The 26,570-nt window shown below is 29.8% G+C and carries 25 protein-coding genes and 1 tRNA gene; 10 read left to right on the top strand and 16 right to left on the bottom strand.

The genetic code is table 11. The annotated features are described in order from the left end of the window. Genes IEW75_RS01320 through IEW75_RS01310 form a run of 3 tightly spaced genes read left to right on the top strand, consistent with a single transcriptional unit; the run spans position 1 to position 1,406 of the window. Positions 1 to 756 carry an enoyl-CoA hydratase/isomerase family protein gene (locus IEW75_RS01320; RefSeq protein ID WP_134248234.1) on the top strand — a complete coding sequence of 252 codons (756 nt, stop codon included), beginning with the start codon at positions 1 to 3 and terminating at the stop codon, positions 754 to 756. Continuing rightward, positions 756 to 941, top strand: a complete 186-nt coding sequence (locus IEW75_RS01315; protein ID WP_134248233.1) for a hypothetical protein — start codon at positions 756 to 758, stop codon at positions 939 to 941. Before IEW75_RS01320 ends, IEW75_RS01315 begins: the two co-directional genes overlap by 1 nt. 15 nt (positions 942 to 956) lie before the next feature. Further along, a complete protein-coding gene (locus IEW75_RS01310; RefSeq protein WP_134248232.1) occupies positions 957 to 1,406 on the top strand; it encodes a 6-pyruvoyl trahydropterin synthase family protein in 450 nt (149 codons plus the stop codon). A gap of 39 nt (positions 1,407 to 1,445) precedes the next feature. Here IEW75_RS01310 and pth read toward each other — a convergent pair whose 3' ends face one another. The 3 genes from pth to IEW75_RS01295 all read right to left on the bottom strand — a co-directional run bounded on the left by pth (position 1,446) and on the right by IEW75_RS01295 (position 3,746). Further along, a complete protein-coding gene (gene pth, locus IEW75_RS01305) occupies positions 1,446 to 2,012 on the bottom strand; it encodes an aminoacyl-tRNA hydrolase (RefSeq protein WP_134248541.1) in 567 nt (188 codons plus the stop codon). Between the two features lie 135 nt (positions 2,013 to 2,147). Next, positions 2,148 to 2,783: a 50S ribosomal protein L25/general stress protein Ctc gene (locus tag IEW75_RS01300; RefSeq protein ID WP_134248231.1), complete on the bottom strand. Its 636-nt coding sequence runs from the start codon at positions 2,781 to 2,783 to the stop codon at positions 2,148 to 2,150. Between the two features lie 21 nt (positions 2,784 to 2,804). Further along, positions 2,805 to 3,746, bottom strand: coding sequence for a ribose-phosphate pyrophosphokinase (locus IEW75_RS01295; protein ID WP_134248230.1), 942 nt, complete (start codon positions 3,744 to 3,746; stop codon positions 2,805 to 2,807). Positions 3,747 to 3,871: 125 nt separating this feature from the next. Between IEW75_RS01295 and IEW75_RS01290 the strand changes: the two genes are divergently transcribed. Together IEW75_RS01290 and IEW75_RS01285 are read left to right on the top strand one after the other, a co-directional pair. Then, a tRNA-Leu gene (locus IEW75_RS01290) sits at positions 3,872 to 3,956 on the top strand. Positions 3,957 to 4,025: 69 nt separating this feature from the next. Further along, on the top strand, positions 4,026 to 5,231 hold the full coding sequence (locus IEW75_RS01285) for a tyrosine-type recombinase/integrase (protein ID WP_134248229.1): 1,206 nt from the start codon (positions 4,026 to 4,028) through the stop codon (positions 5,229 to 5,231). 495 nt (positions 5,232 to 5,726) lie between these two features. Here IEW75_RS01285 and IEW75_RS01280 read toward each other — a convergent pair whose 3' ends face one another. The 13 genes from IEW75_RS01280 to IEW75_RS15695 form a co-directional block, all read right to left on the bottom strand. Continuing rightward, the gene (locus IEW75_RS01280; RefSeq protein WP_134248228.1) at positions 5,727 to 6,530 is read right to left on the bottom strand and encodes an 8-oxoguanine DNA glycosylase OGG fold protein; all 804 of its coding nucleotides are present in this window, start codon (positions 6,528 to 6,530) and stop codon (positions 5,727 to 5,729) included. Between the two features lie 103 nt (positions 6,531 to 6,633). Further along, on the bottom strand, positions 6,634 to 8,019 hold the full coding sequence (locus tag IEW75_RS01275) for a hypothetical protein (RefSeq protein WP_158283790.1): 1,386 nt from the start codon (positions 8,017 to 8,019) through the stop codon (positions 6,634 to 6,636). A gap of 233 nt (positions 8,020 to 8,252) precedes the next feature. Next, complete coding sequence (locus IEW75_RS15990) at positions 8,253 to 8,432, bottom strand: DUF6943 family protein (RefSeq protein ID WP_373286315.1); 180 nt, start codon at positions 8,430 to 8,432, stop codon at positions 8,253 to 8,255. Further along, positions 8,410 to 8,643: a DUF6943 family protein gene (locus tag IEW75_RS15985; protein ID WP_373286314.1), complete on the bottom strand. Its 234-nt coding sequence runs from the start codon at positions 8,641 to 8,643 to the stop codon at positions 8,410 to 8,412. The genes IEW75_RS15990 and IEW75_RS15985 overlap by 23 nt, the downstream gene beginning before the upstream one ends. A gap of 1,222 nt (positions 8,644 to 9,865) precedes the next feature. Further along, the gene (locus IEW75_RS01270; protein ID WP_134248226.1) at positions 9,866 to 10,888 is read right to left on the bottom strand and encodes a hypothetical protein; all 1,023 of its coding nucleotides are present in this window, start codon (positions 10,886 to 10,888) and stop codon (positions 9,866 to 9,868) included. Continuing rightward, complete coding sequence (locus IEW75_RS01265) at positions 10,888 to 12,609, bottom strand: restriction system-associated AAA family ATPase (protein WP_134248225.1); 1,722 nt, start codon at positions 12,607 to 12,609, stop codon at positions 10,888 to 10,890. The genes IEW75_RS01270 and IEW75_RS01265 overlap by 1 nt, the downstream gene beginning before the upstream one ends. Continuing rightward, positions 12,609 to 13,985 carry a restriction endonuclease subunit S gene (locus tag IEW75_RS01260; protein ID WP_134248224.1) on the bottom strand — a complete coding sequence of 459 codons (1,377 nt, stop codon included), beginning with the start codon at positions 13,983 to 13,985 and terminating at the stop codon, positions 12,609 to 12,611. Before IEW75_RS01260 ends, IEW75_RS01265 begins: the two co-directional genes overlap by 1 nt. After that, the gene (locus tag IEW75_RS01255) at positions 13,982 to 15,406 is read right to left on the bottom strand and encodes an HsdM family class I SAM-dependent methyltransferase (RefSeq protein ID WP_229714367.1); all 1,425 of its coding nucleotides are present in this window, start codon (positions 15,404 to 15,406) and stop codon (positions 13,982 to 13,984) included. The genes IEW75_RS01260 and IEW75_RS01255 overlap by 4 nt, the downstream gene beginning before the upstream one ends. 373 nt (positions 15,407 to 15,779) lie before the next feature. After that, complete coding sequence (locus tag IEW75_RS01250) at positions 15,780 to 16,373, bottom strand: DUF1643 domain-containing protein (RefSeq protein ID WP_134248223.1); 594 nt, start codon at positions 16,371 to 16,373, stop codon at positions 15,780 to 15,782. A 266-nt stretch (positions 16,374 to 16,639) separates the two neighbouring features. Beyond that, positions 16,640 to 18,076: a DNA primase family protein gene (locus IEW75_RS01245; protein ID WP_134248222.1), complete on the bottom strand. Its 1,437-nt coding sequence runs from the start codon at positions 18,074 to 18,076 to the stop codon at positions 16,640 to 16,642. Between the two features lie 85 nt (positions 18,077 to 18,161). Then, positions 18,162 to 18,359 carry a hypothetical protein gene (locus IEW75_RS01240; protein ID WP_134248221.1) on the bottom strand — a complete coding sequence of 66 codons (198 nt, stop codon included), beginning with the start codon at positions 18,357 to 18,359 and terminating at the stop codon, positions 18,162 to 18,164. Between the two features lie 282 nt (positions 18,360 to 18,641). Continuing rightward, positions 18,642 to 19,514 carry a hypothetical protein gene (locus IEW75_RS01235; protein WP_134248220.1) on the bottom strand — a complete coding sequence of 291 codons (873 nt, stop codon included), beginning with the start codon at positions 19,512 to 19,514 and terminating at the stop codon, positions 18,642 to 18,644. Between the two features lie 413 nt (positions 19,515 to 19,927). Beyond that, positions 19,928 to 20,098, bottom strand: a complete 171-nt coding sequence (locus IEW75_RS15695; protein ID WP_158283789.1) for a hypothetical protein — start codon at positions 20,096 to 20,098, stop codon at positions 19,928 to 19,930. A gap of 198 nt (positions 20,099 to 20,296) precedes the next feature. Here IEW75_RS15695 and IEW75_RS01230 point away from each other — a divergent pair, with 198 nt between their 5' ends. The 5 genes from IEW75_RS01230 (at position 20,297) to IEW75_RS01210 (ending at position 26,568) form a co-directional block, all read left to right on the top strand. After that, on the top strand, positions 20,297 to 21,019 hold the full coding sequence (locus IEW75_RS01230) for a LytR/AlgR family response regulator transcription factor (RefSeq protein WP_134248219.1): 723 nt from the start codon (positions 20,297 to 20,299) through the stop codon (positions 21,017 to 21,019). Between the two features lie 243 nt (positions 21,020 to 21,262). After that, on the top strand, positions 21,263 to 21,415 hold the full coding sequence (locus IEW75_RS01225; RefSeq protein ID WP_158283788.1) for a hypothetical protein: 153 nt from the start codon (positions 21,263 to 21,265) through the stop codon (positions 21,413 to 21,415). A 133-nt stretch (positions 21,416 to 21,548) separates the two neighbouring features. Further along, positions 21,549 to 23,591 carry a tetratricopeptide repeat-containing sensor histidine kinase gene (locus tag IEW75_RS01220; protein WP_134248218.1) on the top strand — a complete coding sequence of 681 codons (2,043 nt, stop codon included), beginning with the start codon at positions 21,549 to 21,551 and terminating at the stop codon, positions 23,589 to 23,591. Beyond that, a complete protein-coding gene (locus IEW75_RS01215; RefSeq protein ID WP_134248217.1) occupies positions 23,575 to 24,252 on the top strand; it encodes a response regulator in 678 nt (225 codons plus the stop codon). The genes IEW75_RS01220 and IEW75_RS01215 overlap by 17 nt, the downstream gene beginning before the upstream one ends. 351 nt (positions 24,253 to 24,603) lie before the next feature. Next, entirely contained in the window at positions 24,604 to 26,568 is a 1,965-nt protein-coding gene (locus IEW75_RS01210; protein WP_134248216.1) for a protein-disulfide reductase DsbD family protein, read from the top strand. Positions 26,569 to 26,570: the final 2 nt, after the last annotated feature.

Here is a 26,570-nt window from a genome sequence, read left to right as displayed (position 1 = left end):
ATGAGTAACGGAAGTTTATACACACATATTCAAAATAATATTGCTACTGTTGAGTTCTATCATCCTGCAAGTAATTCGTTTCCAAGTGAATTATTAGAACGTTTGGCAGCTGAATTTAATGCGCTAAGTATTAATAATGAAGTACACGTAATTATTTTAAAAAGTGAAAAAGAAAAAGCATTTTGTGCAGGAGCTTCATTTGACGAATTGGTTGCAATTACTAATTTTGAAGAAGGAAAAGAATTCTTTATAGGTTTTGCTAACGTAATAAATGCGATGCGAAAATGTTCAAAATTAATAATTGGACGCATACAAGGTAAAGCTGTTGGAGGTGGAGTTGGCTTAGCTGCTGCCTGCGATTATTGTTTTGCTACAGAACAAGCAGCAATTAAATTATCTGAATTTACCATTGGTATTGGTCCATTTGTAATTGCTCCAGTGGTAGAACGCAAAATAGGAGTAGCTGCATTAAGTGAACTTACTTTAGACGCCACAAGTTGGCAAAATGCTTATTGGGCAAAAGAAAAAGGTTTGTTTGCAAAAGTATTTGAAACCCATTCTGAATTAGATAATGAAGTTGATATTTTAGCTTCAAAACTTGCGTCTTATAATCCAGAAGCTTTAAATGAAATGAAAAAAATAGTTTGGCAAGGCACGGAAAATTGGGATATTTTACTAAACGATCGAGCAGCAATAAGTGGAAAATTAGTGCTTTCTGATTTTACAAAAAAGGCACTTCAAAAATTTAAAAAATAATGACTTTAGCAACGATACTTTTTTTATTTCAGCAATTAGATATTGAAGAAAAATTAAAAAATGCCCCAGATAAAGGTTACGAAATTGGTGTAGTTATTGGAACTTATTTACCCTTTGTGTTACTTGTTGCATTGGCATATTTTGTATACTACAAAGCAAAAAATAGAAAAGATTTAGACGATTAATATAGGAACATAAAGATGAGTAAAATTAGAATTACAAAACAATTTGATTTTGAAACTGGACATGCGTTATATGGCTACGATGGAAAATGTAAAAATGTACACGGACATAGTTATAAATTATCTGTAACAGTTATTGGAAAGCCAATTAGCAATACTTCTAACGTAAAATTGGGAATGGTGATTGATTTTGGAGATTTAAAAAAAATAGTACTTTCTGAAATTGTAGATAAATTTGATCATGCTACTGTGTTTAATAAAAATACACCTCACATAGAGTTAGCAAATGAACTTGAAAAAAGAGGACACAATGTTATATTAGTCGATTATCAACCTACAAGTGAAATGATGTTAATTGATTTTGCTGAAAAAATTAAAAATCGTTTGCCAGAAACTATTAAACTTCATTCATTAAAATTACAAGAAACCGCTACTTCGCATGCAGAATGGTATGCAAGTGATAATTAATAATTACTGTGAAGCACTAAGCTTTAATTTTAAAATTTGTTAAGTACCATTAAAGGTATTCATGGTGTTATTTAATCCTGCAGTTCCAAAAGATTTAATCAATTCACAAGATTTTGACAAACGCTCTGGAAGTTGTTTATCTTCATCTTTATTCCAAGTTCCTAAAACATAATCAACCTGACGTCCTTTTGAGAATGCATCTCCAACACCAAATCTAAAACGTGCATATTGTTGAGTTTGTAAGGTATTTTGAATATCTTTTAATCCATTGTGCCCGCCATCACTTCCTTTTGCTTTTAATCGAATTGCACCAAAATTTAGGTTCAAGTCATCACAAATAACCAATAAGTTTTCAAGTGGAATTTTCTCTTTTGTAAGCCAGTATTTTACAGCTTTTCCACTTAAATTCATATAGGTTGAGGGTTTTAATAAAATAAATGTTCTTCCTTTAAATCTGAATGTAGCAATAGCACCCAATTTTTGGCTTTCAAAAGTTATTTCTTCAGAAGAAGCTAATTCATCTAAAATTTTAAAACCAATATTATGCCGCGTATCATCGTATTTAGCACCAATATTTCCTAAGCCAACAATTAAGAATTTTTTCATTTGTTCTTCTGTAGATTCTACTTTTTTTGATGTGAAATGTAATTTCAGTTGTTTCAAAATATTCATAAGCAAATGTAATAAAAAGAAAAAGCGTTGCAAATGCAACGCTTTTTAAAATTTATTTCAAATGTTGAATTATTCAGCAGAAGTTTCTTCAGTAGCTCCTTCTTCAGCAGCTCCTTCTTCTCCTTCTTCACCTTCATCTTCTTCATCCTCTGGCATTACAGCGCTACGTGCAGTTCTAACTTGAACAACTACTGTAGTTTCTGGGTGTAAAATTGTGAATTTTTCATCAGCTAAGTCAGAAACAACTAATTTCATTCCAATTTTTAATTTAGAAATATCAGCGTTAATAAAATCTGGTAAGTCAGCTGGTAATGCTCTTACGCTTAATTTACGTTTAGCAAAACTTAAAGAACCACCATTAATTACTCCTGGAGATGTTCCAACTAATCTTACTGGAATATTCATTGCTACCATTTTATCATCAAATAATTGGTAAAAATCAATATGTAAAATTTTGTCTGTTACTGGGTGAAACTGAATATCTTGTAAAATAGCATGGTAAGTAGTACCATCTAATTCAATCATTGCAGTATATACGTTAGCCGTGTACACTAAATTTTTGAACGAAACTTCGTCAGCTGAAAAGTGTAATGGCTTATCCCCTCCGTATAATACGCAAGGTACCTTTCCAGCATTACGTAAGGCTTTAGTGGATACTTTACCTACGCTTTCTCTTTTAGATCCTGTGATTGTAATTGATTTCATTTATATTTATTTATTATTAATTTACATTAAAAATTGACCGCTAATTGATGTGTTATCTTGTACTTTATGCATCACGTCTGCGAACAAAGGCGCGCAAGATACAACTTTTATTTTAGAACTCTCTCTTTTTAAAGGAATTGTATCAGAAACAATAAGTTCTAATAGTTTAGATTTTTCTATTTTATCGTAAGCATTACCCGATAATATTGGGTGTGTACAAATTGCACGAACACTTATAGCTCCTCTTTCCATCATTAAATCGGCTGCTTTTGCTAAAGTACCTCCAGTATCAATCATATCATCAACTAAAATTACATTTCTGCCTTTAACTTCACCGATTAATTCCATGGTATCTATTACATTTGCTTCTAGGCGTTGTTTGTAACAAATTACAACTTCGCTTTCTAAATATTTTGAATAGGCATAAGCACGTTTAGAACCACCCATATCTGGTGAAGCAATGGTAATGTTTTCTAAATTTAATTGTTTTACATATGGTAAAAATATAGTTGAAGCATATAAATGGTCTACAGGCTTTTCGAAGAAACCTTGAATTTGATCGGCATGTAAATCCATAGTCATAATTCTTGTTGCCCCAGCTGCTTGTAATAAATTTGCAACTAATTTCGCTCCAATTGCTACCCGAGGTTGATCTTTGCGGTCTTGTCTTGCCCAACCAAAATAAGGAATAACAGCAGTAATATGGCGCGCGGAAGCTCGTTTGGCAGCATCTAGTATTAGAAGCATTTCCATTAAATTGTCTGAATTTGGAAATGTAGATCCTACTACAAATATGCGTCTTCCTCTTACTGAATCTACTAAAGCGGGTTGAAATTCGCCATCGCTAAATTGTGAAATTTTAACATTTCCTAGTTCCAGACCATAAGAATCAGCAATTTTTTGTGCTAAATTTTTACTTTGTCTGCATGCAAATATTTTTGGTGCTAGTTGATTTCCTGCCATTTTAAGTTGTGTTGTTGTTTGTAGTGCACAAATTTAAAATTAATTATACAGTAATTAAACAACTTCGTGGTTTTTTTAAGGATTTTATAAAAAAAAAATATAAATTTGCAATCCAATTCAAAAATGCCCCGATGGCGGAACTGGTAGACGCGCTGGATTCAAAATCCAGTTCTTTCGGGAGTGCCGGTTCGATTCCGGCTCGGGGTACCAAGACATTGATATGTCAATGGAATAGTAGTAAAAGCAGTGCTTAGAGAAATATCTTTAAGCACTTTTTTTATGTCTAAGATTTTAGAGTTACTTTGCATTGAATACGAAAATGTATACGGTTTAAAAATGAAGAAGAATTACTCAATACCAAAGATTTACCACGGAGGTGAAGACTATGATCTGGCTAAACGATGGTATGTTTATTACTCGTACAGGCATCCGGAAACTGGTAAACTAGTAAGGCAGGCTCCAATATTTGCTAATTTTAATCGCTTACATAAATCTAAAAGAGAACGACTTAAGAATTTTAATATCCTTAGAGAATCACTAGAGAGCCTTTTAAAAGATGGCTACTCTCCTTATGAAACTAAACCTATTGAAAATGAGTTCTCTGCTAATAGTGCTCTAGATTTCGCTTTAGAGTTAAAAGAAAAATCCGTTAGTAGAAGTACATACAAAGGATATTATAATAGAGTTCAAGTATTTAAAAAATACTTGAAAGGTAAAGGGCTAGACAATGGTAACATCAAATCAATAGGCAAGAAAATTGTTACAGAGTTTTTAAATAACATATTAAAAAATTCAAGTGCAAGTAACAGGAATAATTACAGACAAGATCTATCAGCTGTATTCTCGGTTCTAGTAGAAAATGATTATATAGAATATAATTTCATCGAGAAAATTAAAAAACTTACGTCTAAGCCAACTAGAAATAAAACATATTCACTAGATAAAGTAGATGAAATTTATAAAGAATTAGAAACTAGCGACCCCTTACTTCTTCTATTTATTAAATTCGTTTCATATAATTTCTTGCGCCCTGTTGAAGTTGTTAGATTGAAGGTTAAGGATATCAATTTAAAGGAAGGAACTCTAACTGTTAGAGCAAAGAATAAACAGCATAAGACAAAAATAATCCCTGAGATTTTAACAAAAGAACTTAATAAGTTAGACTTAAAAAATCCTGAACATTACCTATTTACGCCTGAAGGTGTTGGAAAATGGGAGCGTGAAGAGTCAGGAAAAAGATCTTATTTTGGTAATCGCTTCAATAAAGTGAAGAAAAAACTAGATATAGGTTCAGGCTATACTGTATACTCATTTAGGCATACGTTTATTACTAAGTTATACAGAGAACTAAGAAAGCAGCACTCTAAGTCGGAAACAGAAAATAAACTGATGTTAATAACTGGGCACTCTACACTGGTTGCTTTGCAAAAATATCTAAGAGATATAGATGCGGAATTACCTGAGGACTTTAGTGATTTACTATAATATGTAACCTTAAGAATGTTTTTTTAAAGTAAGGTTTAATTGTTAAACACTACACCCTACACCCCTTAAAATTTAACCACATATAATCGACCTACCGACGAATTTGTATATAGTTTTGTTTCCCACAGTCGTTTGCCGGGGATCAATCACCAATAGTATACCACTACGTGGACCGCTCAGAAAATTTTAATTTTTTTTTCTTGTTGCAATATGATAATTTATACATCTAAATAACCAATAATCGCAGGTAAAGGCGGTATTTTAGTTATAAACCTGTTGAAAAATAGAGCTCTTATAGCTTTATCTATAGCCTTCTATAATATTTTAGGAGTAAGTAGTACAAGTATAGGGTTAAACAGGATAGAAGTCTGTATATGCGTTAAAAACAGCTCCTCAGAAGTGCACTACCCCATAACTTAAATAATATATCGAACTAAATTATAAAAGGGGTGGGGCTATCTGTAAATGCACTATATTTTTGTTGCACACTTGTTTTTATAAAATATGGTTTAAGTTCTTAAGAATAATATTCCAAAGCTGAATTCTTGGGTTTAAATTACTCTTGTTTTTTCTTAAGTCATCACCAAACACATATTCCTCAAGCTTAGTTGAATCACTGTTTATTACTTTAGACCATTTATTGAAGTCTTCAACGTATGATTGGTAACAAGCACTGTAAAATTTATCATTAATCTGAACTGAATCGGGTTGTTTAGAAAATTTTAATTTAACTCCTTTATAGAATTTTTTAACCTTATCGAACTCCCCGTTCTGAAGTAACAAAGCGAGGTAAGCATTTTCTGTCCATTTATCAAATATTAGTGGTTTTATATTAATCCTAGTGTTTGATTGTCCAAGGAAGTAAAATATTTTTGTGAAATAAGCAGATCCAACACCCTCAATTTTCGCATCCTTTTGAAAAAACTCAAAGGCGCCTATAAAATCTTCATTTTCTAGATATGAATTTAAAGTAATGATGTTCTCTAGTAGAATGTTTTTAGGGTAATTTAAAAACTTATAAAAAAATGTATCCTCTTTGTTTTTTGCTCTGGTAGCATTAATACCACCCCAAATCATTGTACAAACAATAGCTGTGTAAATATCATTTCTATCAAATAACTCTATAACATCTCTTTTTTTTATCGTTTTATTCTCGTTAATGAATCTATCCTTTATATAATTCATTACTGGAAATTTATCAAATGTCTCGTTATTATAAATTTCTAATCCTAATGATAGAACTTGTTCTGGTTTGGTGTTAATTTTAACTTCGTTCTCTAGAATATATCTTGGGGTCATTTCAATATGTATTAGTGGTTTTATATGTCTCGTCCTGAAATATGGCTACAGGTAAAAAATTGATTTAGGCCGTTAATTAGTATACCCATTGTTGATAACAGTTTTATATTTCTTTGATGTAATATTCTCTCAGTATTTCGGTGAATTTTTTTGACTTAATTTCTTTAGATTTAACTACCATTTCATCAAGGTTATAAAATTCAATTTCGTATTTAGTGGTACTACTTTTTCTCCTTTCAAGAAATTTTCTTGCATCTTCAGTAAAGCCACCAGTTGACCAAAATTCAAAAACTAAATCTCTGTCAGATATAGAAGGTTGGTCAAGAGCCCATTTCCTAATTACAGGTACTTTTTCGGTTAACCAAGTTTCAACTTCTTCTAAAGGAACTTTATGATTGTATCCCTTACACTCTGAAATAAAAATTTTATTAGGAAGTAAACCAAAAACATCAATTTCACGTTGTAAGCCATCGTGATTTATTATTTTTCCAATATCAATTGATTGACAAATTCTACCTTGATAATAACCAACAGCCAATTCAAATAAATCTCCTCTTAAATTATTAGTTTTCCCATCTACTAACTTATTTAACTTGCTAATTAAATCTAAATATGCTTCTGGGTTTTTCTTTAGAATTGCTCCAGCATTAGCAACTAATCCAATCAATGAATTAAGCAAGTCCTTATACTTATCCCCAAATAATTCATTGACAAAGCCAATTACTATTCCTTGGGCTTTTAATGTATTTAAAGCATTTGTGTCAATTGACTCAACTATCAAAAAAGGAATAAATTTTGCTAAATTTCTTTGGAATTTTAAAGCTTTAACTTTATTGATAAAAAATTCAACTTGATTTTCATTAACTGTATTCCCTATTAGAATATCAGCAACCACAAACGCCGGAATAATTTTTTGTTTGTTTATTTTCGGTAGAGAACCAATATAAGAAGGTGAAACAAAGTTAAATTGGTATTTGCCAAATTCACTATGAAATTTTGAGCTATTATAAGAAACCAATCCGATTTTTCGCGACCAATCGTTAAATTGAATCAAAAGAAAATTTTTAGCTACTTCAATACCTTTAGCTCTTTTATAATTAGGATTATTATCTGTTATTAAACTTGAAACAGTCACGAATTCTTCATCGGCGTGAACTAACTTTAGACGTAAAAGTTTTTCTAAAGCTGTATTAAAAGTTGTGTGTCCTTTTAAATCTAAAATTGGGTTTACGGAATAAGATGGTAAATGAGTCAGTTTTAATTGTCCATAATGAAAGTCTAATGATTGTAAGATTATATTGTACTGCTTTCCAGCTTTTCTAAATGCTTTTGACAGACCAGAATAATACTCTTCAGTACCATAAATTTCTTTATCAATAAATAGAATTTGTCCGTCAGTAAATAATCCTCTAACTCTATAAACATCTTTACTTATACGAGAAAGTCTTTTTCTTGCAGCTTCTTTCGAAATACTTTTCTCTTTATTCATAAGGGATTCAAGCAATTCGCTTGATAGAATAGAGCCTTTGTCTTTAATGATTTTTTCTAAATATGTCACGCCACACTATTTATACAATATTATACTAATTACAACGCACGTATTTTTTTTACATTGTAGTAAATTGATATTATTTCATTCTTAATTGATTAAAAAAGCTAAACGTTTCTTTTAAGTCAAGTGAACAAGTTTTAATACTGTTCAAATATACTAAATACATTAATTCAAGCCCTTAATAAAGCTAATTTTAGCTGTCTTATAGTATTAATCTGTTGCTTAAGATTTTCTTCATAAGCAGTAATTTTCAATAGCTTTTCAACCTTTGATTGCCAGTGATCTTTTTTGTAGTTTAATAGAGCTGTATTAAGGACTTTTCTTGTATCATCTATTGTTATGAACGGTATTACACTTCCTTATAATGAAAATGCTAAAATAGCGTCCTATTTGAAGGTGAAAACATAGGTAATATAGCGCCTCTCGTTGTTCTTCTGTTTCTGTTGTTACAACGAAACAATTAGGTATAGGATCATTCAAAGCCTTACCGCTATTCAAACCTTTATTTTGAATGTAGAAATGTGGTTGGTTGTAGGTTCTTCCGTTCTTGTGTGATTTCATAGTGTAATTAAGCATACTGTTTACTTTTAAATGTTAATGGTTCATTTTAATTTTGAACCGAAATAGAAAAAAGGCTATGCTTGTTATGGGGCTTTTGTGCAAGGTTTTTTGAGGAAATACTACCTGTGCTTGAAGGATGTTTTGGAAGCATTTTGTATTAAGGTGGAGATTTTCTCCAAAACCCGCAGGGCTTGACCTTTTACAAAATGAAGCGGCTGGAGATGGAAGTAACTTATTTTTGCCGATGTTATATTTCTGTCAACAATTAAATGTTAGAATGCTTATCTAGGAGGAATAGTCACGACATAGGGTAATTGCAATCAACTCATATCCTCAGAATCCTCAACTTCCTTAATATCCGCAGTAGTATAAATTACACTTGACATATGAATACCAATGCTCCTTATTTAAAAGAGGGTAATCGCGAAGCAGAGCCGAGCCAGCACGAGCTGACCGAAACTGTTAGAAAAGAATAATATGTTGAGCTCCGAATAAATATTTTTTCTAACTACGTGGTACACGCTGGTGGCGCTGTTTTTGAAGCCGCAGGAAAGGCAAGTGCTGTAATTGAAAGAAGCTATAGAAGGATGGAGTGTAGTTGTACATCTTACAGTTATCTTAGTTTAATGGGGTGAGGATTTTGAGGAAACTAAGGAAGTTGAGGATATAGAATAACTGTTGATGTTAAAACTACTTTAGAATTGGCTGAAATAGCTGAATGAATGCGCTGCTCTTGTGAGGGGTTGCAATATGTTTTAAATAGGAGTGATAAGGAGTATTTAAATTATATGCAATAAGGCTGTTATCAAAAACTGTGACACCAAATAGGTTGAGGGAAAAAGCGGGCTCGGTCAAAATGAAATAGCGGTTTTCTCTTAATAAAAGGCCTTGCGTAGCATATCCTTAGAAGATCTTAAGAGTAAAGTAAGCTATGTGTCTCCGAATAGAGTAGCGTATGCAGTATAGCAAATGAGAGAGCTACAATGAGCACCAGCTGGAGCACAAATTGTAGTGGAACGAATGGTAAGTACAAATTAGACGTAGGAGAATTTTTAATTATGCTTTACGAAATTAAGTGGATCGACTGAGGAACTCCATATTACCCGAGATGTTAGAAATTAATTGTATTTATTCTATTGAAAACGGATTAAAAGAAAGTGTATTTCAGGTGCTAGTAATAACATTTTTACAAACTCATACTTATGCAATAAGGTAGTCTATTCTATAAATCATTATATACAGCCATCCAATCTGGACTCCTTCTTATTTCCTGAAGAAATGGAATTTTTAAGAATTTACGATCTTCAAACTTTTCAAACCCATATTCTTCAATCCTATCTTCTAAAATTTCTTCATAAGTCAACCCCCCTTTTCTTTGACTATTCTTAAATAACCTGTTTTTGATTATTCTTAATTCTGTTTTCGAAAAATCTCTAATCTCTTTATTGTATCTAGTTTTTATTCCAAATAACCAATTCCAAGTATCTACTTTGTTTGCATTATTATCGAAATCAATAACGATATCCTTAACTGTTAAAGCTCTGTAATCTAAAGTTTCACTATTAACAATTGTAGTTTTTATTTCAACTCCTTGATGGTTTGTATCAAAAGGATAAAAAGAAACCCTACCATCTTCAAATGGATTTTTGGTGCTCTTGTATTTTTTATTGCATTTACCACATAAGGGAACCAAATTTTTAAAATTTACAGAAGCAAAAGGAAAATCTGCCTTAGGTAAGTAATGGTCATTATCTTCTCTATAATGCGTTTCTGCAGATTCGATTGGGGTTAAACCACAGCAAGGACAATTGTTGAACCTATTTCTTATAATAAGCTTATTATAGTAATCTAGTTTATTTCCTGCTACTGTTGCCAAATCTAATAGATAATCATAGAACTTTACTAATAAAGGTTTCATAGAGGTTTCCACCACTGAATGAAGTTGATCTAAATTAATTGGTACAAGATCACCATTGCATAATTCTTCAAGTCTGTTATTGATAATATACGCTTCTCTTATATCTGCTCTTTGATCATCAGTTAATTCTTTGCAGTTTTCATAAATATCATCGATTGCAGTTTTCAGCCAGCCATAAGCATTGTATATTATTTCAAAATCTTCTTGCAATAATTCTTGGCAAGTATTGTTGTCAGATGCGTTACACCAAACCTGACATACAAGGTGTTCAAGTTGAGGATGTAAAGTGAAAATTGGATGATTTATAGGGGTGTAAGATCTAAGCATTATTTTGGAAATTTAATTCGATTTAAACGTGCTAAAACCATATCTTTTTCAATAGATTCTCCTAGTATTCTTAGTTTTGATTTTATTTCGTCTACTTTGTCTTTTGAATCAATATTTTTAAAATCTACATTCTCTAATACATCATTTGATAAATCGCCTATGGATTGGTTGTAGTTGAATAATCGATCTAGTATCAATTCAGTAGAAGTACCATATGTATTCAAGCCTAATTCACTTGCTTTTCTAGCTTGAACTTTTTTAGTTTCCTTATTTCTATCAAAGAATAAAACATTATGAGGCATACAGTCAGATATTATAAAAGGAGAATGTGACGTCAATAGAATATCTTTTAGATAATGAACATTAAAATGACCATTACGATAATTTCTATTATTACCAGCAGTAATGCTTTCATTTAAAATTTTGATAAACTTTGCTCTCCAACTTGGGTTAAAGTGAGTTTCGGGCTCGTCTAAAAGTAACAAAACTCTTTTGCTTTTCAGTAGTAAACATATACCGATAGTATGAAGAAACTGATGCTCCCCATCAGAAAAATTTCTCAGTAATAAATCTTTAATTTCACCTGTATCTTTAATCTTCTTTGTTATATAAAAATCTAAAAAATGAAAAATATTTTGCTCAGGACTTCCTGCAGGCAATTTCCCATCAGTGTAATATCCATTAGATTGATAAACGTCTTCTTTAATGTTTTCATTGACAAAATGAGAATTCAATTCATATAATAATTGGAAAAGTTGAAATAGCTCGAAAGAGTTATCATTAAAATGGTGTTTAAATGCCTCCTTTGTTTCAGGTGTTACATAAAAATCTAACCATAGTGTCTTGCCATTAGTATGCCAAGAAGTTGCACACTTCTTCAACTTATCAATTTGATTATGCTCAAGGATTTTTAAAATGTTTTCTTTTTTGTCTTTCTGAAAATTAAAATGTAGTAGATTAATGTTCATTCTAAAACTTTTCAAATCAAGAATCCCTGTATTATCTATATCTTTTAAAGGTTTTAATGTATCTTCACTTTCAAATAGTAAGCAAGCTAGCAAGACAGCCTGGCTCATATAATTGTCGATAAAAATTAAACCGTTCTCAGGTTCAGTAAAATCTCTTTGACCAACTTTAGTGGCTTGCATAAATTCATCTAAATGAACTAATCTACTTTTAATAAATGGTAAACTTAGAATTTCATTTTCACCAGAAGAATAACCAATGATGTGATCAGGTAAATAAGCTTTGCCTGGTGCACTTTTCCCGCTTCCAGGCAGTGGGTTGAGTTCTATCTCAACTTTATTTTTAGAATCATCAAACGGAAATTCTTGAATTTCCATTTTAGGCTCTTCATTAAGCCGTTTTGTAATAGCAACTTTATGAAAATTTTGGATGGAGTAATAGCTTCCATCGTGCTGACCTATTAAATATTCTAAAGTAAAAGCATCTGGAGAACATTCATTTCTTTTAAAATTATCAGGATTTTTTATACTATCAGGCAAATATTGTGCTACACAAATCTCTAAATGATAAAATATACTAGCCAATGCTTCTAACACATTAGACTTTCCACTACCATTGAGACCTGCAAAACAAAAAGGTCTAAAATCTTCCATTCCTTCTGTATCCGATAATGAATGAAAATTAATTTTGAAGCCTGCGTGTAGGCTTCTAAAACTATTTGGAATATTCCCTAATTCAAAATTTAACAATTTCATTATACTGTAAGTTTTATCCTTTGAGTCTCTTTATCATACACTTGCTTTATTTTTTTCTCATTCAATAATTCAAAAACAAACATTTTGGCTTTATCATAAAGTTCTTGTTCATAGAATTTCTTTGAGTTTAGTTCGTCTTTATCAAGTCGCTTTATCAAAAGTGTTATAGATTCCTTATTGCTATTATTTTTAAAAAATTCATAATCGTTTTCCATTAAAACTTCTAAATCTACAGCTCTATTAAATTCTAATTCCCCTTTGAAAGCTAGTTGGGATAAACTAAAAAATAGACTTTGAAAATTAGATAATATAGATTGTTTCTTTTCTTTTATTAACTCAATTTTATTAACTCTTTTTTCGAACTCGTTTTGTAAATCAATAGGAGGACTAATAATCGGTAATTCTATTATAGATTTTTTTGTTATGGACTGTACAGCTGCACCTCTAACTTTTGATTTAACAATCATTTTTCCATATTCCGTAGATAGATAATGAAATAAAAATTTAATATTTATATTTTTAGGTCGGATAACTAACAGGTTTAAGCCGAGAGAAACTTTTTTATTCAAATTAGGCATAATCCAAAAATCTCCAGCGCCACTTCCAATTTTATTAATAATAAATTCGCCTCCAAATATTTTAGATTTTTTAAAAAAATCGTACCCTTTTTTTGAAATATACTTTACTTTATTTGAAAAATCATTTGATCGCAGATTTGTAGTTCTAACCATTATTGCATAATCCTTATCATCTTTCATCAAAAGGTTTTTAGAAATTAATGCGTTACTACCGTTAGATCCAATATCTCCAATATATTCTATATTTTGTAATAATTTTTTAATCTGCCAACCTTTAGTATTCTTATCTGGATCCCCAAACATATCAAAGAATATTGCCTGTGATAAATTGTTATAAACCTCAATGGATTCATCTATTTTTTCAATTAAATTCTGGACTTTGTCCAAAACAGCCACAATCTTATCTTGTATATCTAAATCAACAAAAGGAATGTCAATTTCCTCAATATATTTAGCTGATATATTCTTTAGCCCAGCACCTTTAAAACCTCTTTCTAAAATATGAATATTGGTTAATAAATAGTAATAAACATATTTAATATTTAAATTAACTCTTGTTTTTACTGCAATATAGCAATGCGAGGTTGCTGAAAAAGGAGCGTCGACATAATGAATATTGGCACTACCCCCATTGCCAATAACTAAAGATTTTTCAAAATAAATAGGTTTATCCGTTTTTCTTGAAACTACCTTACTTGAAGTGAAAAATGCATATTTGCCATCATCAACACTTTCACTGGCTTTTAAATTTGACTTTTTTGTAAACACAAACAATTCATTAAATTTGACTGTTTTCATTCAATCAAATTTTTAAGTTCTTCCATTTCAACACTTATTTCTTCTTCTAAAAGAAAAAGGGCTTTCAAAATATCTTTTGGTGGGTCATAATTTTTCTCAACATATTCAAAATCTCGATAATAGTCATAACTTAAATCTAGATCGCTTTTTTGAATTTCGTCTAATGAAACATAAAAGTGTTTTTTACGATCTTCTTTTATAATGGAATTTTTTGATTCAAAAATTTTAACAGCTTCTGGTAATGGATTTTCTTTTAATTTTTTACGGTTATCATCAAGGCTATACCCGTCACCTTCCAATTCATAAAACCAAACTTTTTTAGTATGCCATTTTACCTTACTATTATTAGATTTTTTTGTAAAAACCAGAATAGATGTTTTTACTCCAGCATAAGGTTTGAAAACACCATTAGGCAGAGAAATAATTGCTTCTAAATTACAGTCTTTAAGTAGTATTTCTCTTGTCTTCTTGTACGCATTATTCTTACCAAATAAAACTCCTTCAGGAACAATAACAGCAGCTTTTCCGTTAATTTTTAGTAATTGAACAATTCTTTCTAGAAACAATAATTCTGACTGTATATTTTGCTTTAATCGTTTTCCTTCGTTATTAAATTTCGGCTCGTAAACTCTATTTAATAGCAAACTTGTTTGTAAACTATCTATTTTTCCTGTAAATGGTGGGTTAGCAAGAATTTTAGAGTATTTAACATCCTTTTCTAAATCATCAAACTTCTGAGATATTGTATCTAGGCGTTTAATATGAGGTTCCTTGATATTATGCATAATCAAATTCATCATACCCAAACGAATCATAGTAGCATCAATATCGTAACCAAAAAATGTGTTTTTTGTTAGTTTTTCTTCTTCCTTAGAACCTATTTCTATTAAGTTTCCAGAAGTACGTTTTTCAAATCCATTTTCATCTATTTGTGGTTTTTCATCTGAATTATTTTTGATAATATATTGATAGGCTCCAACTAAAAATCCAGATGTACCAGCTGTAACATCGCAAATTGTATCTTCAAGAGTAGGTTTTAAAAGCTCGCACATAAATTGAATTATATGTCTAGGCGTTCTAAATTGACCATTTTTGCCTGCTTCTCCTGTTTGATTTAAGATTAATTCATAGAAATCTCCTAAAGTATCTTGAAAATGTTGTCCTTGTTCTCTTTCTTTATCCGCTTCCTTATATATATCATTGATTAAATCAATCGCAGCATCGAGAAGTGATTCTTTTGTGATTTCAAAATTGGCTCCTTCCATTGCTTTTAAGAAAGAGTCATTTCCATTTTTCTGAGTTTTTAAATGCTCAAAAACACCTTTCATATGTATTGGTCGATCAATGCCATCTAGTTTTGTGTAAAAACTCCATTTATAGAAATCCTCATCAATTAAACCAACATCTTCAGCTCTTCGCATAAAAAGCAAGTATTATATTTGTTCTAAAGCTGTAAGTGGATTCGCCATTCCTCCTGACCAAAACAAGTCCCAGAGTTTATTAATTTTTGATTTTATATCAGATGATAACATATTTATTTAACCTTTTTTTTAATTCAAACATTTATACGGATCTAAAAATGCTCTTATGTTAATCTTGTTCGTAATTGAGACGAAAACTATCGCTCCCTATTAATACAGGAATACTAGAATAATGCAATTTTAATAGATGAACCCAAATTTAATAAATTTAATGAGTTAGCTGCCGATTTATTTAGGGCATTTATTATTATTCAAAATATCTCATCAAGTTATTCTTTAACCGTTAATAAATAAATATGAATTATTGATCTAATTAATTAGAAAGTAGATGTTGAGTAATGACACTCACCCATTCCTGTTGCTTGCTATAAATTTGAGGCAACGGATGATAATAGGCCCAATTGGTATTAGCTTTTAAAATACCGTAGGGATTTGAAGCGTTACAAGATTTCATTGCTTTTAAAGCCAAAGGTTTTAAATGATCATTTACACCCCAGCCAAATATGACCGGCACATTATTTATCCAAAGTTGGTTAAAATCTTCTTGGCGATTTTCATCAAAAATAGAGTGTGAAATACCCTTATTCTCTAGATCTATTATTTTATTGTAGAATATGTTACTTTTAGCTTCGCGTAGGTCTGAGAGGTTTAAAATGCGCGCATATTGAAGGTTAGAGTTGAGCATTACTTTCATAATCTGATCTTGTGTACGATCAGGGATAGCGGAGGATTCTTTGGTATTGTTATCTATACCATCTACCGGTCTGGAAGAGCCAGGATTCATCATAATCACCATTAAGTCGGGTGTTCGAATGTCTGTATCAACTGTTTTAATATCTAAATATTTACGGAACTTAAATCCTAGCTCTTCATAATAGAAGCCTGTTACTTTGAATTGTTTTTTCATTGGTTTAATTTATGTCTTTAAAGTTAAATTCATTTTTCATATTTAGATTATACCTAAAAAAAGTGTTATTTGTGACATTTGTGCTGCTTCATTGAAAACTTTAATTAAAAGATGATTAAAAAAGATAATACATAAATAATAAGTTTATAAATCAGTGACACTTTTTACACTATTAACACTTTAAATTATAAAAGTTTACTGAAATTAAAAACACCCAACAATATTAGTGAAGGGTATTTGTTAATATTTACAAACTTAAATGCTTTTTATGGTGACACATTTACAGCTTGTCCATAGTTTTTTCTTATAAAATAAAATCCCATATTCTTAAGAGATTTACAGAACTCTTTATTGTTCAAAGGTTTATATCCATCATCTTTACAAAAATCTTTATATGTGTGATATAAATCTTTAACTCTGTATTTACAATCAGTTGATTTTTCATATTCGAATTCTTCCATAAATACCCTAACAGTATCAGATTCAGTTTCGTAATTTTTTACTTGTTCAACAATACTAATACTATGTGTAAATCCCTTTTGATTAATAACTCTTGCTAATCCTTTCATTACCCAATTAAAAACACCAGAAAGTTCGTGGTTGATTATTTTTGTATGTAACTCTTTATCCTGATCTTCTTCCTTAATTACAATATTAAAAGGAATTATAATAAACCTTCTAAAAAAAGCTTTGGTCGATTCTACATCTTTTGGTAAGCTATTTGTGTTGAAAGCAAGTTTAGCATAATTTTTAATTTGATGTGCTCTTCCGTATGGATGTCTTGCTTCTACTGGCTCATTTGAAGTTAATTGTTTGAATATTGCAATGTTCATCTTCCTATCAATTTCACTCGAAAAATTTAAAAGTTTATTTTCAATTTGAGCTCTTGAATAACCTGAACTATCCGTAAGGCTTCCTAAAGAGAAATTACAAATATTTTCAGGCCCCAATAATGCATTGATAATTTCAAAGAACACTGATTTACCATTACTTCCACCACCTGTTAGTATTAGCGCCTTCTCTAATTTTATTCCGCTCCCATTTTTTATAAAAATTGAGCCAATAAATTCAGCTAAAACTAACTGTAAAGATTTATCGGGCAATACTTCATCTAAATATTTTTGAAACTTACTAGCTTCTGCATTTGGATCAAAAACAAAGGATAATTGATATGTTAGAAAATGGTCTTGATTAAAATTTAACATATTAATTTTCTGCCCTTCAACCTCAATAGTCCCATTTAATACATTTATTCTTATCGGTTTTTCGTCTGAAAAATTAGGTGTGACAATTGTAGTCTTTAACTGCCTAAAAAGCTCGTCTCTAAAAGAATAATGTTTTGCTTTAAACTTTGGAACTTTGAATTTTGTTGAAATTACGTATAATATTTTTTTTATAGTGTCGTATTCTACCTTCTCCCAAAACGCACCATTATAAATGAATATCTCCTCATTTTTAGCAATTAATTCGTATCCTTCATCCTTAAGCTTTTTTAAAAATTGATCTACAGTTATTATAACGTACTGATCTTTTGTTACTTTGGTCTGTTTAACCCCATTTGAGTTAACTATACCTAAAAAATCTACCGCAATTGACTGTGTTTTGATGGTATTAAAAATTGTTTTTTGAGCCACGGGTAAGTTAACTTCAACCGTTATTTGCTCCAAACAATTTAAAATTACTTGTTTCTTATTATTATCCATATTGTACTACTTTAATATTAAAATTTTCTTTTTTTATTAAACACGTTTCTAATCTTCTATTCATTTGGTTTTTCTCTTTAAAAATTTATTTATATTTAGGTGCATAGAGCTTTTTCTTTAGTAGTTCTTTGCAATAGTTTTTAATTTTCTCATCTTTTGTCATTTGTACAGGAGCAGATAATTTATTTCTTTCTTGTTTTTTGAGCTCAACCATAGCTTCCAACTCTTCTAGAGTTAGACTGCCTATAAGTGCAGATGCTATTTTGTTGTCGAGCTGTAACATATTAGCTAACTAATTTTTTATAATTGGTAAAATAGTTAACGTGTTTGCGAAATTTTTTAACGAAACAATATCTCTATTAATAAAGGAAGAGAAGTTGTTTATAGTCCTGAAAATTGGGGTTGTCATATTGATGACAGCAAGTATATTGATCGGTATCATAATCATATTTATTATTAATTATGATGTAAAACTAGTTGTTATTACCGCATTAATGCTCTGAAAAACAGTTGTGTGAAGGTTGTGAAATTTATTTGTGCAAGTTGTGAAGACTGTGCAAGTTATTTATTGTTTTTGTGAAAGTTGTGAAAGTTTTTGCTCAATTTCTTCTTTGTATTTTATTGCTGCTGGATACTTAGAAAAGTTGCTACCATCTATAGATAGATTTGGAATTATATTCATTACCTCTTTAGCAATTACCTCTCTAGTTTTTTTAATTTCATTAGAGATGAAGCCAAGGCGTTTACATTTGTCGTACCATATCACGATCGCCCCTTTCAAACCATCATTTAAGAATCGTCCATTAACATCTAAAAGAGGGTATTTAATTTCTTTTAAAACATTAAGGCATTTATTCTGGAGCTCTAAACTTTTGAATAGGGAAGATTCCTTTGCTTTAGAACTTGATACTATTACACTTTTAACAGGCTTACTTTTCTCATCATATATATGCTCAACTTTAGATAAAGCTAAGGCTATCTCTATGATATTTTCTGAGTTGATTATTACTCGTGAATCTTTATACATTTCATCACCACGAAAATAGACTCCCTTTTTTGTGACTTTATCTAAAGTCCAAGGATTACCGGGTGTAATTGGAGTTTCATAGTCAAACCTTTCATTAAGTCCTTCTTTATTAGTTACAAATGTATCAGATTCTAAAATAGTGTTAATCCAAAGTAACTGATTTAAACACCCATTAACAAAAGACTTTATAGAAAGTAATGTATCTATTTTTTCACAGTATTTGTATTCAGAAATAAATCCAATGTGTGATTGATTGTAACTATTTGCTTCAACTTTATCTAATGAAGCAATAAGCCGATTGATGTATGTCTGATCTGGGAGATAATTATTTTTAATATTATATTTGAACTTATCTTTTACCGCTTCCCGAAAGTTAATATTTGACCGTATTTTCATTTCAAAAAACCCCATACAACAATATTAATGTTTATATTTGTAGTATACAATACCGAATACGGTTTTGTTAAAAAAACGAATATTAACCTCTCTGAGGTACTGTATTTACTACACCGAAAAAGTAGGGCTTGATTCAAAATTCAGTTCTTTCGGGAGTGTGGGTTCGATTCCCACTCGGGGTACTAAATTACAAATTTAGGGAAAGTGACAAAAACTTAAAAACACTGATTAACCAGCGTTTAAATCAAAAAAAGCTTTTCTTACTTTCCCGATTTTTAGTTTTATAGAAATGATTACTTAAAAACTCCTATAAACAATTGTTTATAGGAGTTTTTAATTTCATAGCTTTTAGTAAATAACATTAAATTTAGAAAATAGTTTTGGGGTTTAAACTAAAATGTTAATTACTGCTTTGGGGATTTTCAGATTTATTCTATTCCTAAACGTTCAAATAAATTCTTAATGTCATTAGGGTAATTATTTTGGTGATGATCTTTTAAGTTTTCATGTACATTATTTATAAAATCTTCAACATTAGTATTGTACTTTTTTTCTATCATAACCTTCTTTAATTTTGTACGCTTATCTTTTTTTTTCATTTTTCAAAACCTATTTTAGAAATTTGATTAATTTAAAAAATGGATGTACACAACATGAATAATTCACTGATGTAAAAATAAAACTATAAAACTAATTTTAGCGTTATTTTTCCATACAAAAAGGAGGGTTAAACCATACACTTTTGTATGTAAAATTTTAGTATTTTTGGTAACATTAAATTTGAAAAATTTTAAAAGGTGACTATTTTTATTATTGATAAAAACATAAATACAATTAAAAGCATTAATAAAGTTTTGAAAGATTTTTCAGAGTTTAATTGTATTGGAACTTCTTCTAATATAGAAAAGGCAACGAATGTTATTTTAAAGCAAAACCCGGACCTTATTTTCTTAAATATTGATGCAGAATGTGAAAAACCTTTTGAATTTGTGCAAGAATTAAAAGTATTTAAAAATTCGATACCATTATTTGTTGCAATATCATCTTCAAAAGAAAATGCGTATGCTGCTATAAAAAGTGGATTTATTGATATTTTAATAAACCCGTTAACAGAATTAGAAATTAGAAAAACCGTTTTAAAATTACAAAACAACTTTGCAACACAATTTAGAAATAATATTTGCTTAAAATCTTATAAAGATTATCAATATCTTAAAACAGATGAAATCTTGTTTTTAAAAGCCGATAATAATACTACAGATTTTTATATGGGCGACGGTACAGTTGTAAATGCCTATAAAACCCTTAAAACTTTTGAAGACATACTGCCAAATAATTTTTATAGAATTCATAAAAGCTATATTATAAATAAAAACTTTATTTCAAGAATTCAATATGGAAAATCTACTTGTACTATAAAAAAAAATGTTCAAGATGTTCCTTTTACTAAAACTTATATTAAAGCAATAGATAGTATAAATGCATCTTTATTAGCATATTCCTATGTTTCTTTAAAATAACCATTTCCAATTAAATTGTTTACTTTTGTAAGTAACTGATATTCTTTTTTAGGATAATTTACATTCATTCTGCTTGTAAAATATCTACTCACCAACAAACGGTTGGTTTTTGCTAACAAACGGTTAGCTCTTGCTAATAATTGGTTTTTACCTTCTTATTTTTTTTATGTTTAGCACTACTTTTACACCGTAGTATTTAATAAAACACATAAAAATATATAACCTAATTTAAAAACACTTATTATGAAATCAATTAAATTTATTTTCGCATTATTATTAGTTTCAACTTTATCTATTGCTTGTACGTCAGACAGTGCAGAAGAAGAACAATTATACGCTCAAGAACAAGCTACAGGTGATGACGGTACAGCAGATGTAATGAGAACTAGAGATTAAATTTTATTGATAATCGTAACAAAATTGTTGAGTAATAATAAATTTTAAAAGCCTTAAACTTTAGTTTAAGGCTTTTTTAGTAGCTTTGTTTTAAACAACCCCAGTTATAATTAAAACAAAAATCTACATAGTATTGATTAAATTTTTAGTATTGGTATTATTACTGCCAATACTTTTTTCTTGTGAACAATCTTTAAACACCTTGAAAAGTAAGGAAACCCCTGAGGTAGATAGTATTGCTTCTTGGATTGCACAATCCAAACAACCAAAATTTAATCTGGCTCAAAAAAAAGTGGCGCTAGAAGATGCTTATATAACTGCACAAAATATAGCGTCAGATTCTATTAAAAATAATTTTTTGGCAGAAATAGCCATAGAAGCTGAGGTTATAGATTTTGATTCTTTATTTATAAAAGTAAATAAAGCGTCTTTGGTTTTAGCTACGAAGCGAGATGATTTTTATAAAATAGGTGATAGTCATTGGAATTATGGGAATTATTATACCGATTTAGAGGTAGTTGACAGCGCTTATTACCATTACCATAAAGCTTATGAAAATTTTAAACTGGTAAAACACGATTATTATGCTGCTAAAATGCTTTATAATATGGCATTTATACAAGGACGTTTAAAAGATTATACGGGGAGTGAAGTGTTAATTTTTGGGGCTATTTCAAAGTTTGAAAAAGAAAAAAGACCAGAAAGATTGTATGAATGCTATAATTATCTTGGTTTAATTTATATTGAGATTGAAGAGTTTGACCGTGCTATTTTTTATCATAACAAGGCATTAGATTATTTAACTAAAATTAAAGATAAAAAAAACTATAAAGAGGGTAGTTTAAGTAATATAGGTTTAACCTATCAAAAGCTGAATAATTACGAAAAAGCTATTGAAAATTTTAAAAAAGCCTTAAATATTAGAGATTTAAAAAACCAGGATCCTATTTTTTACGCTCGTTTGATAGATAATATTGCCTATACTAAATTTTTAAGAGGAGATACTTTAAATATTGCTGAAGATCTATATAAGTCATTAAAGATAAGAGATAGTTTGAATAACATTTCAGGAGTGGTAATTTGTAAAAGGCATTTGTCGGAGTTTTATGCTGTAAAAAAAGATACAATTTTGGCTGTAAAATATGCAAATGAAGCTTTTGAATTGGCAGATCAACTTGATAATAACAGAGATAAGCTAGAAACGTTATTATTGCTGTCCAAAGTAGATCGGCAAAAATCTAACAAGTATTTAAATGAATATGTTCGCATAAGTGATAGTCTGCAAGTAGAGGATAGAAAAATAAGAAATAAATTTACTAGAATTCGTTTTGAAACAGACGAATATATAGAAGAGACAGAGAAGCTTTCTCAGCAAAATATACTAATTTTATTAGGTGGTTTTATAACAATCTTATTTATTTCATTTGCTTACTTTTTGAGAGTCCAAGGAGCTAAAAACAAAGAGTTGCTATTCGAAAAAGAACAGCAAAAAAATAATCAAGAAATTTTATCTTTAATGATAAAACAACAAACCAAATTAGAAGAAGGGCGATTAAAAGAACGTCATAGAATTTCGGAAGATTTGCACGATGGTGTTTTAGGAAAAATTTTTGGAACTAGGTTGGGCTTAGGTTTCTTAAATATTAACGGAGATAAAGAAACTATAGAAAAACATAAGTATTATGTTGATGAACTTCAAATAATTGAAAAGGAAATTAGAACTATTTCACACGAATTAAAAAATGAAATATTGTCATCTAAAGACGATTTTTCGAAAATTATTAAAGATTTAATTGAAAAAAGAAGTAACTTAGAAAGTTTTAAATATCAATATTATTGCGACGAAGCTATTTATTGGGATAATATAAATGATGATATAAAAATTAATTTATACCGCATATTACAAGAAGCATTGCAAAATATAATTAAATATGCAGATGCTTCTTATGTAGAAATAAAAATTAGTTTAAATAACAATAACATAGAATTGCTTGTAAAAGACAATGGAAAAGGTTTTAATATTAAGGAAAAAAGAAAAGGAATTGGGTTAAAAAACATGCAATCTAGGGTTGAAAAAATAGAGGGAACTTTAAAAATTGACTCTTTGAAAAATGAGGGAACAACTATATTTGTAACATGTCCAATACAAACAGAAAAAAATGAACACAAAATATAAAGTTTTAATAATAGACGATCATCCAATTATTGCAGATGCATATAAAAGCGCTTTTGAATTTATTAGTTTAGAAAATTCAAAAGTTAATTTTGAAATTTCTATAGCTACAAATTGTGACGAAGCAATTGAAAAAATAAAAGAAGGTGCAAAAAAGAATGGAATAGATATCATTTTTTTAGACATATCTCTTCCGCCATCAGTAGATGGAGAATATTTATCAGGTGAAGATTTAGGAATAGCAATTAAAAAAATGCTGCCAAAATGCAAAATTGTTGTAGCAACTACATTTAACGACAATTACAGAATACAGGCCATACTTAAAAATGTAAATCCAGATGGTTTTTTAATAAAAAACGATGTTAATAAAGACGAGCTAGTATTTGCTATAAAAACCCTTTTAGATGGATCTCCATATTATAGCAAATCTGTATTAGAATTATTTAGAAAACAAGCCTCAATTGACTATAAAATTGATAAAATTGACAGGCAATTATTGTACGAAATGTCGATAGGAACTAAAATGAAAGATCTTCCTGGTATCATTCCAATGTCTATGCCAGGTTTAGAGAGAAGAAAAAAGCAATTAAAAAAGATGTTTGAAGTTAAAGATAACGATGATCGAGAATTAATATTAAAAGCAAAAGAAAAAGGGTTCATTTAAATGAGCCCTTTTCGCTATAAAAATGTCTTTGGGGTTGAATTTATTCCTATAGTCAAACCAAATGTAACATAATTACGATATTTCAAAAGTTATTTCAAATTTATTTTTAAAAATAGACTAAAGTATATGGTTTCAACATATTAATAATATGGTAAATACATATTTTTAATACGATTATTATACTTCTAGAAAAGAAAATTAGATATTACTTTTTCAAAAACTTGAATTTAATTAAAACATCCATTAAGAAAAATTTAACATATAAAATTAAGGGAAAACAGTTTTATAAACGACATAGTAAGTAATATTGATTATTTTTGGAACCCAAAATAAGCGAAATCAACATATAACATGAAAAAAATACTTTCACTCCTTTCTTTTTTATTGATTTTTACTGCTAGTTATGCTCAAATTTACGATCCAGTTCAATGGTCAACTTCAGTTGAAAAAATTTCGGATACAGAATATGATTTAATTGTTAAAGCAACAATTGAAGCTAAATGGCATTTATACTCTCAAAATGTACCTGAAGATGGACCAATACCAACATCTTTTAATTTTGAGAAAACCGACAAATTCGAATTAGTTGGAGAAACTATTGAAGAAGAAGGTCATACGGTTATGGATCCAGTTTTCAATATGGAAATTAAATACTTTGAAAACAGAGCTACCTTTAAACAACGGATAAAAGTACTTTCAAAAGATTCACAAAAAATTGTTGGAGAACTAGAATTTATGGTATGCGACGATACCAATTGTTTACCGCCAACTTTTGTAGACTTAGAATTCGACATTCCTGGAGAAAAAGTAGCCGTAGCTGTTGCTGATTCTAAAGAAACTGTTACTCCAATTAAAAAGAAAGATACATCAACAAATAAAAGTTTATTAACCATTTTTATTATTGCATTCTTTTCTGGGTTTGCAGCATTGCTAACACCTTGTGTTTTTCCAATGATACCAATGACGGTAAGTTTCTTTACAAAACAGAGTAAAAGTAAAGCTGCTGGAATTAAAAATGCTATAATTTATGGAGCTTCTATAGTAATTATATATGTTTTATTAGGAATTATTGTGAGTGCGGTTTTTGGAGCAGATGCTTTAAATGCACTTTCAACAAATGTTTGGTTTAATATTATTTTCTTTTTACTATTATTAGTTTTTGCAGTTTCATTTTTAGGAGCTTTTGAAATTACATTACCTAGTTCTTGGGGAACAAAAGTAGATGCACAAGCCGATAGAGGCGGAATTATTGGGATCTTTTTTATGGCTTTAGCCTTAGCAATTGTATCATTCTCTTGTACAGGTCCAATTGTAGGTACATTATTAGTTGAAGCCGCAGCAGGAGGAAGTCAAATAGGCCCAATAGTTGGTATGTTAGGTTTCTCTTTAGCTTTGGCAATACCGTTTGCGTTGTTTGCAGCATTTCCAGGTTGGTTAAATTCATTACCAAAATCTGGTGGTTGGTTAAATACCGTAAAAGTTGTTTTAGGATTTTTAGAATTAGCCTTAGCCTTTAAATTCTTGTCGAATGCAGATTTAGTATTACAACTACATTGGTTAGAGCGTGAAGTATTTTTAGCTATTTGGATTGCTATTTTTGGAGCCTTGGCATTTTACTTATTCGGAAAAATACAATTACCTCACGATTCACCACTAACACATATTTCTGTTGGAAGATTAAGTTTAGGTTTAGTGGTACTATCATTCACCATTTATATGATTCCTGGGTTATGGGGTGCACCGTTAAATTTAATTAGCGCATTTCCGCCAGCACAGCATTACAGCGAATCACCTTACGGAGTTGGATTTACAAAACTTGGCGGAGGTACTTCAACAAATAATCACGAAGAGTTGCCAGAAGGCGCACATGTAATGGCACCACATAATATTATTGCTTTTAACGATTATGAATTAGGTTTAGCATATGCAAAAAAAGTAAACAAACCAGTAATGATTGATTTTACTGGACACGCTTGTGTAAATTGTAGAAAAATGGAGCAAAATGTGTGGGCAAAAGACAAAATATTACCAATTTTAAAGAATGATATTGTTTTAATATCTTTATACGTTGACGATAAAAGAAAATTGGAAGACGGTGAAGAAATTGAGTCAAAATTACGTCCAGGAAAAAAATTAAAATATATTGGACAAAAATGGAGTGAATTTCAAACAATAAGATACCAAGCAAACGCGCAACCTTTTTATGTTTTAATGGATCATAATGAAGAAAATTTAATAGATCCAGCAGGTTATACTCCAGATGTAGATGAATACCACGATTGGTTAAAACAAGGAATCTCAAAATTTAAAAAATAAAA

It is taken from the genome of Lutibacter litoralis, from assembly GCF_014646675.1.
Classification (GTDB): Bacteria; Bacteroidota; Bacteroidia; order Flavobacteriales; family Flavobacteriaceae; genus Lutibacter; species Lutibacter litoralis.
The sequence above is the reverse complement of the archived record's forward strand: the minus strand, read 5'-3'. Positions and strand labels throughout refer to the sequence as shown.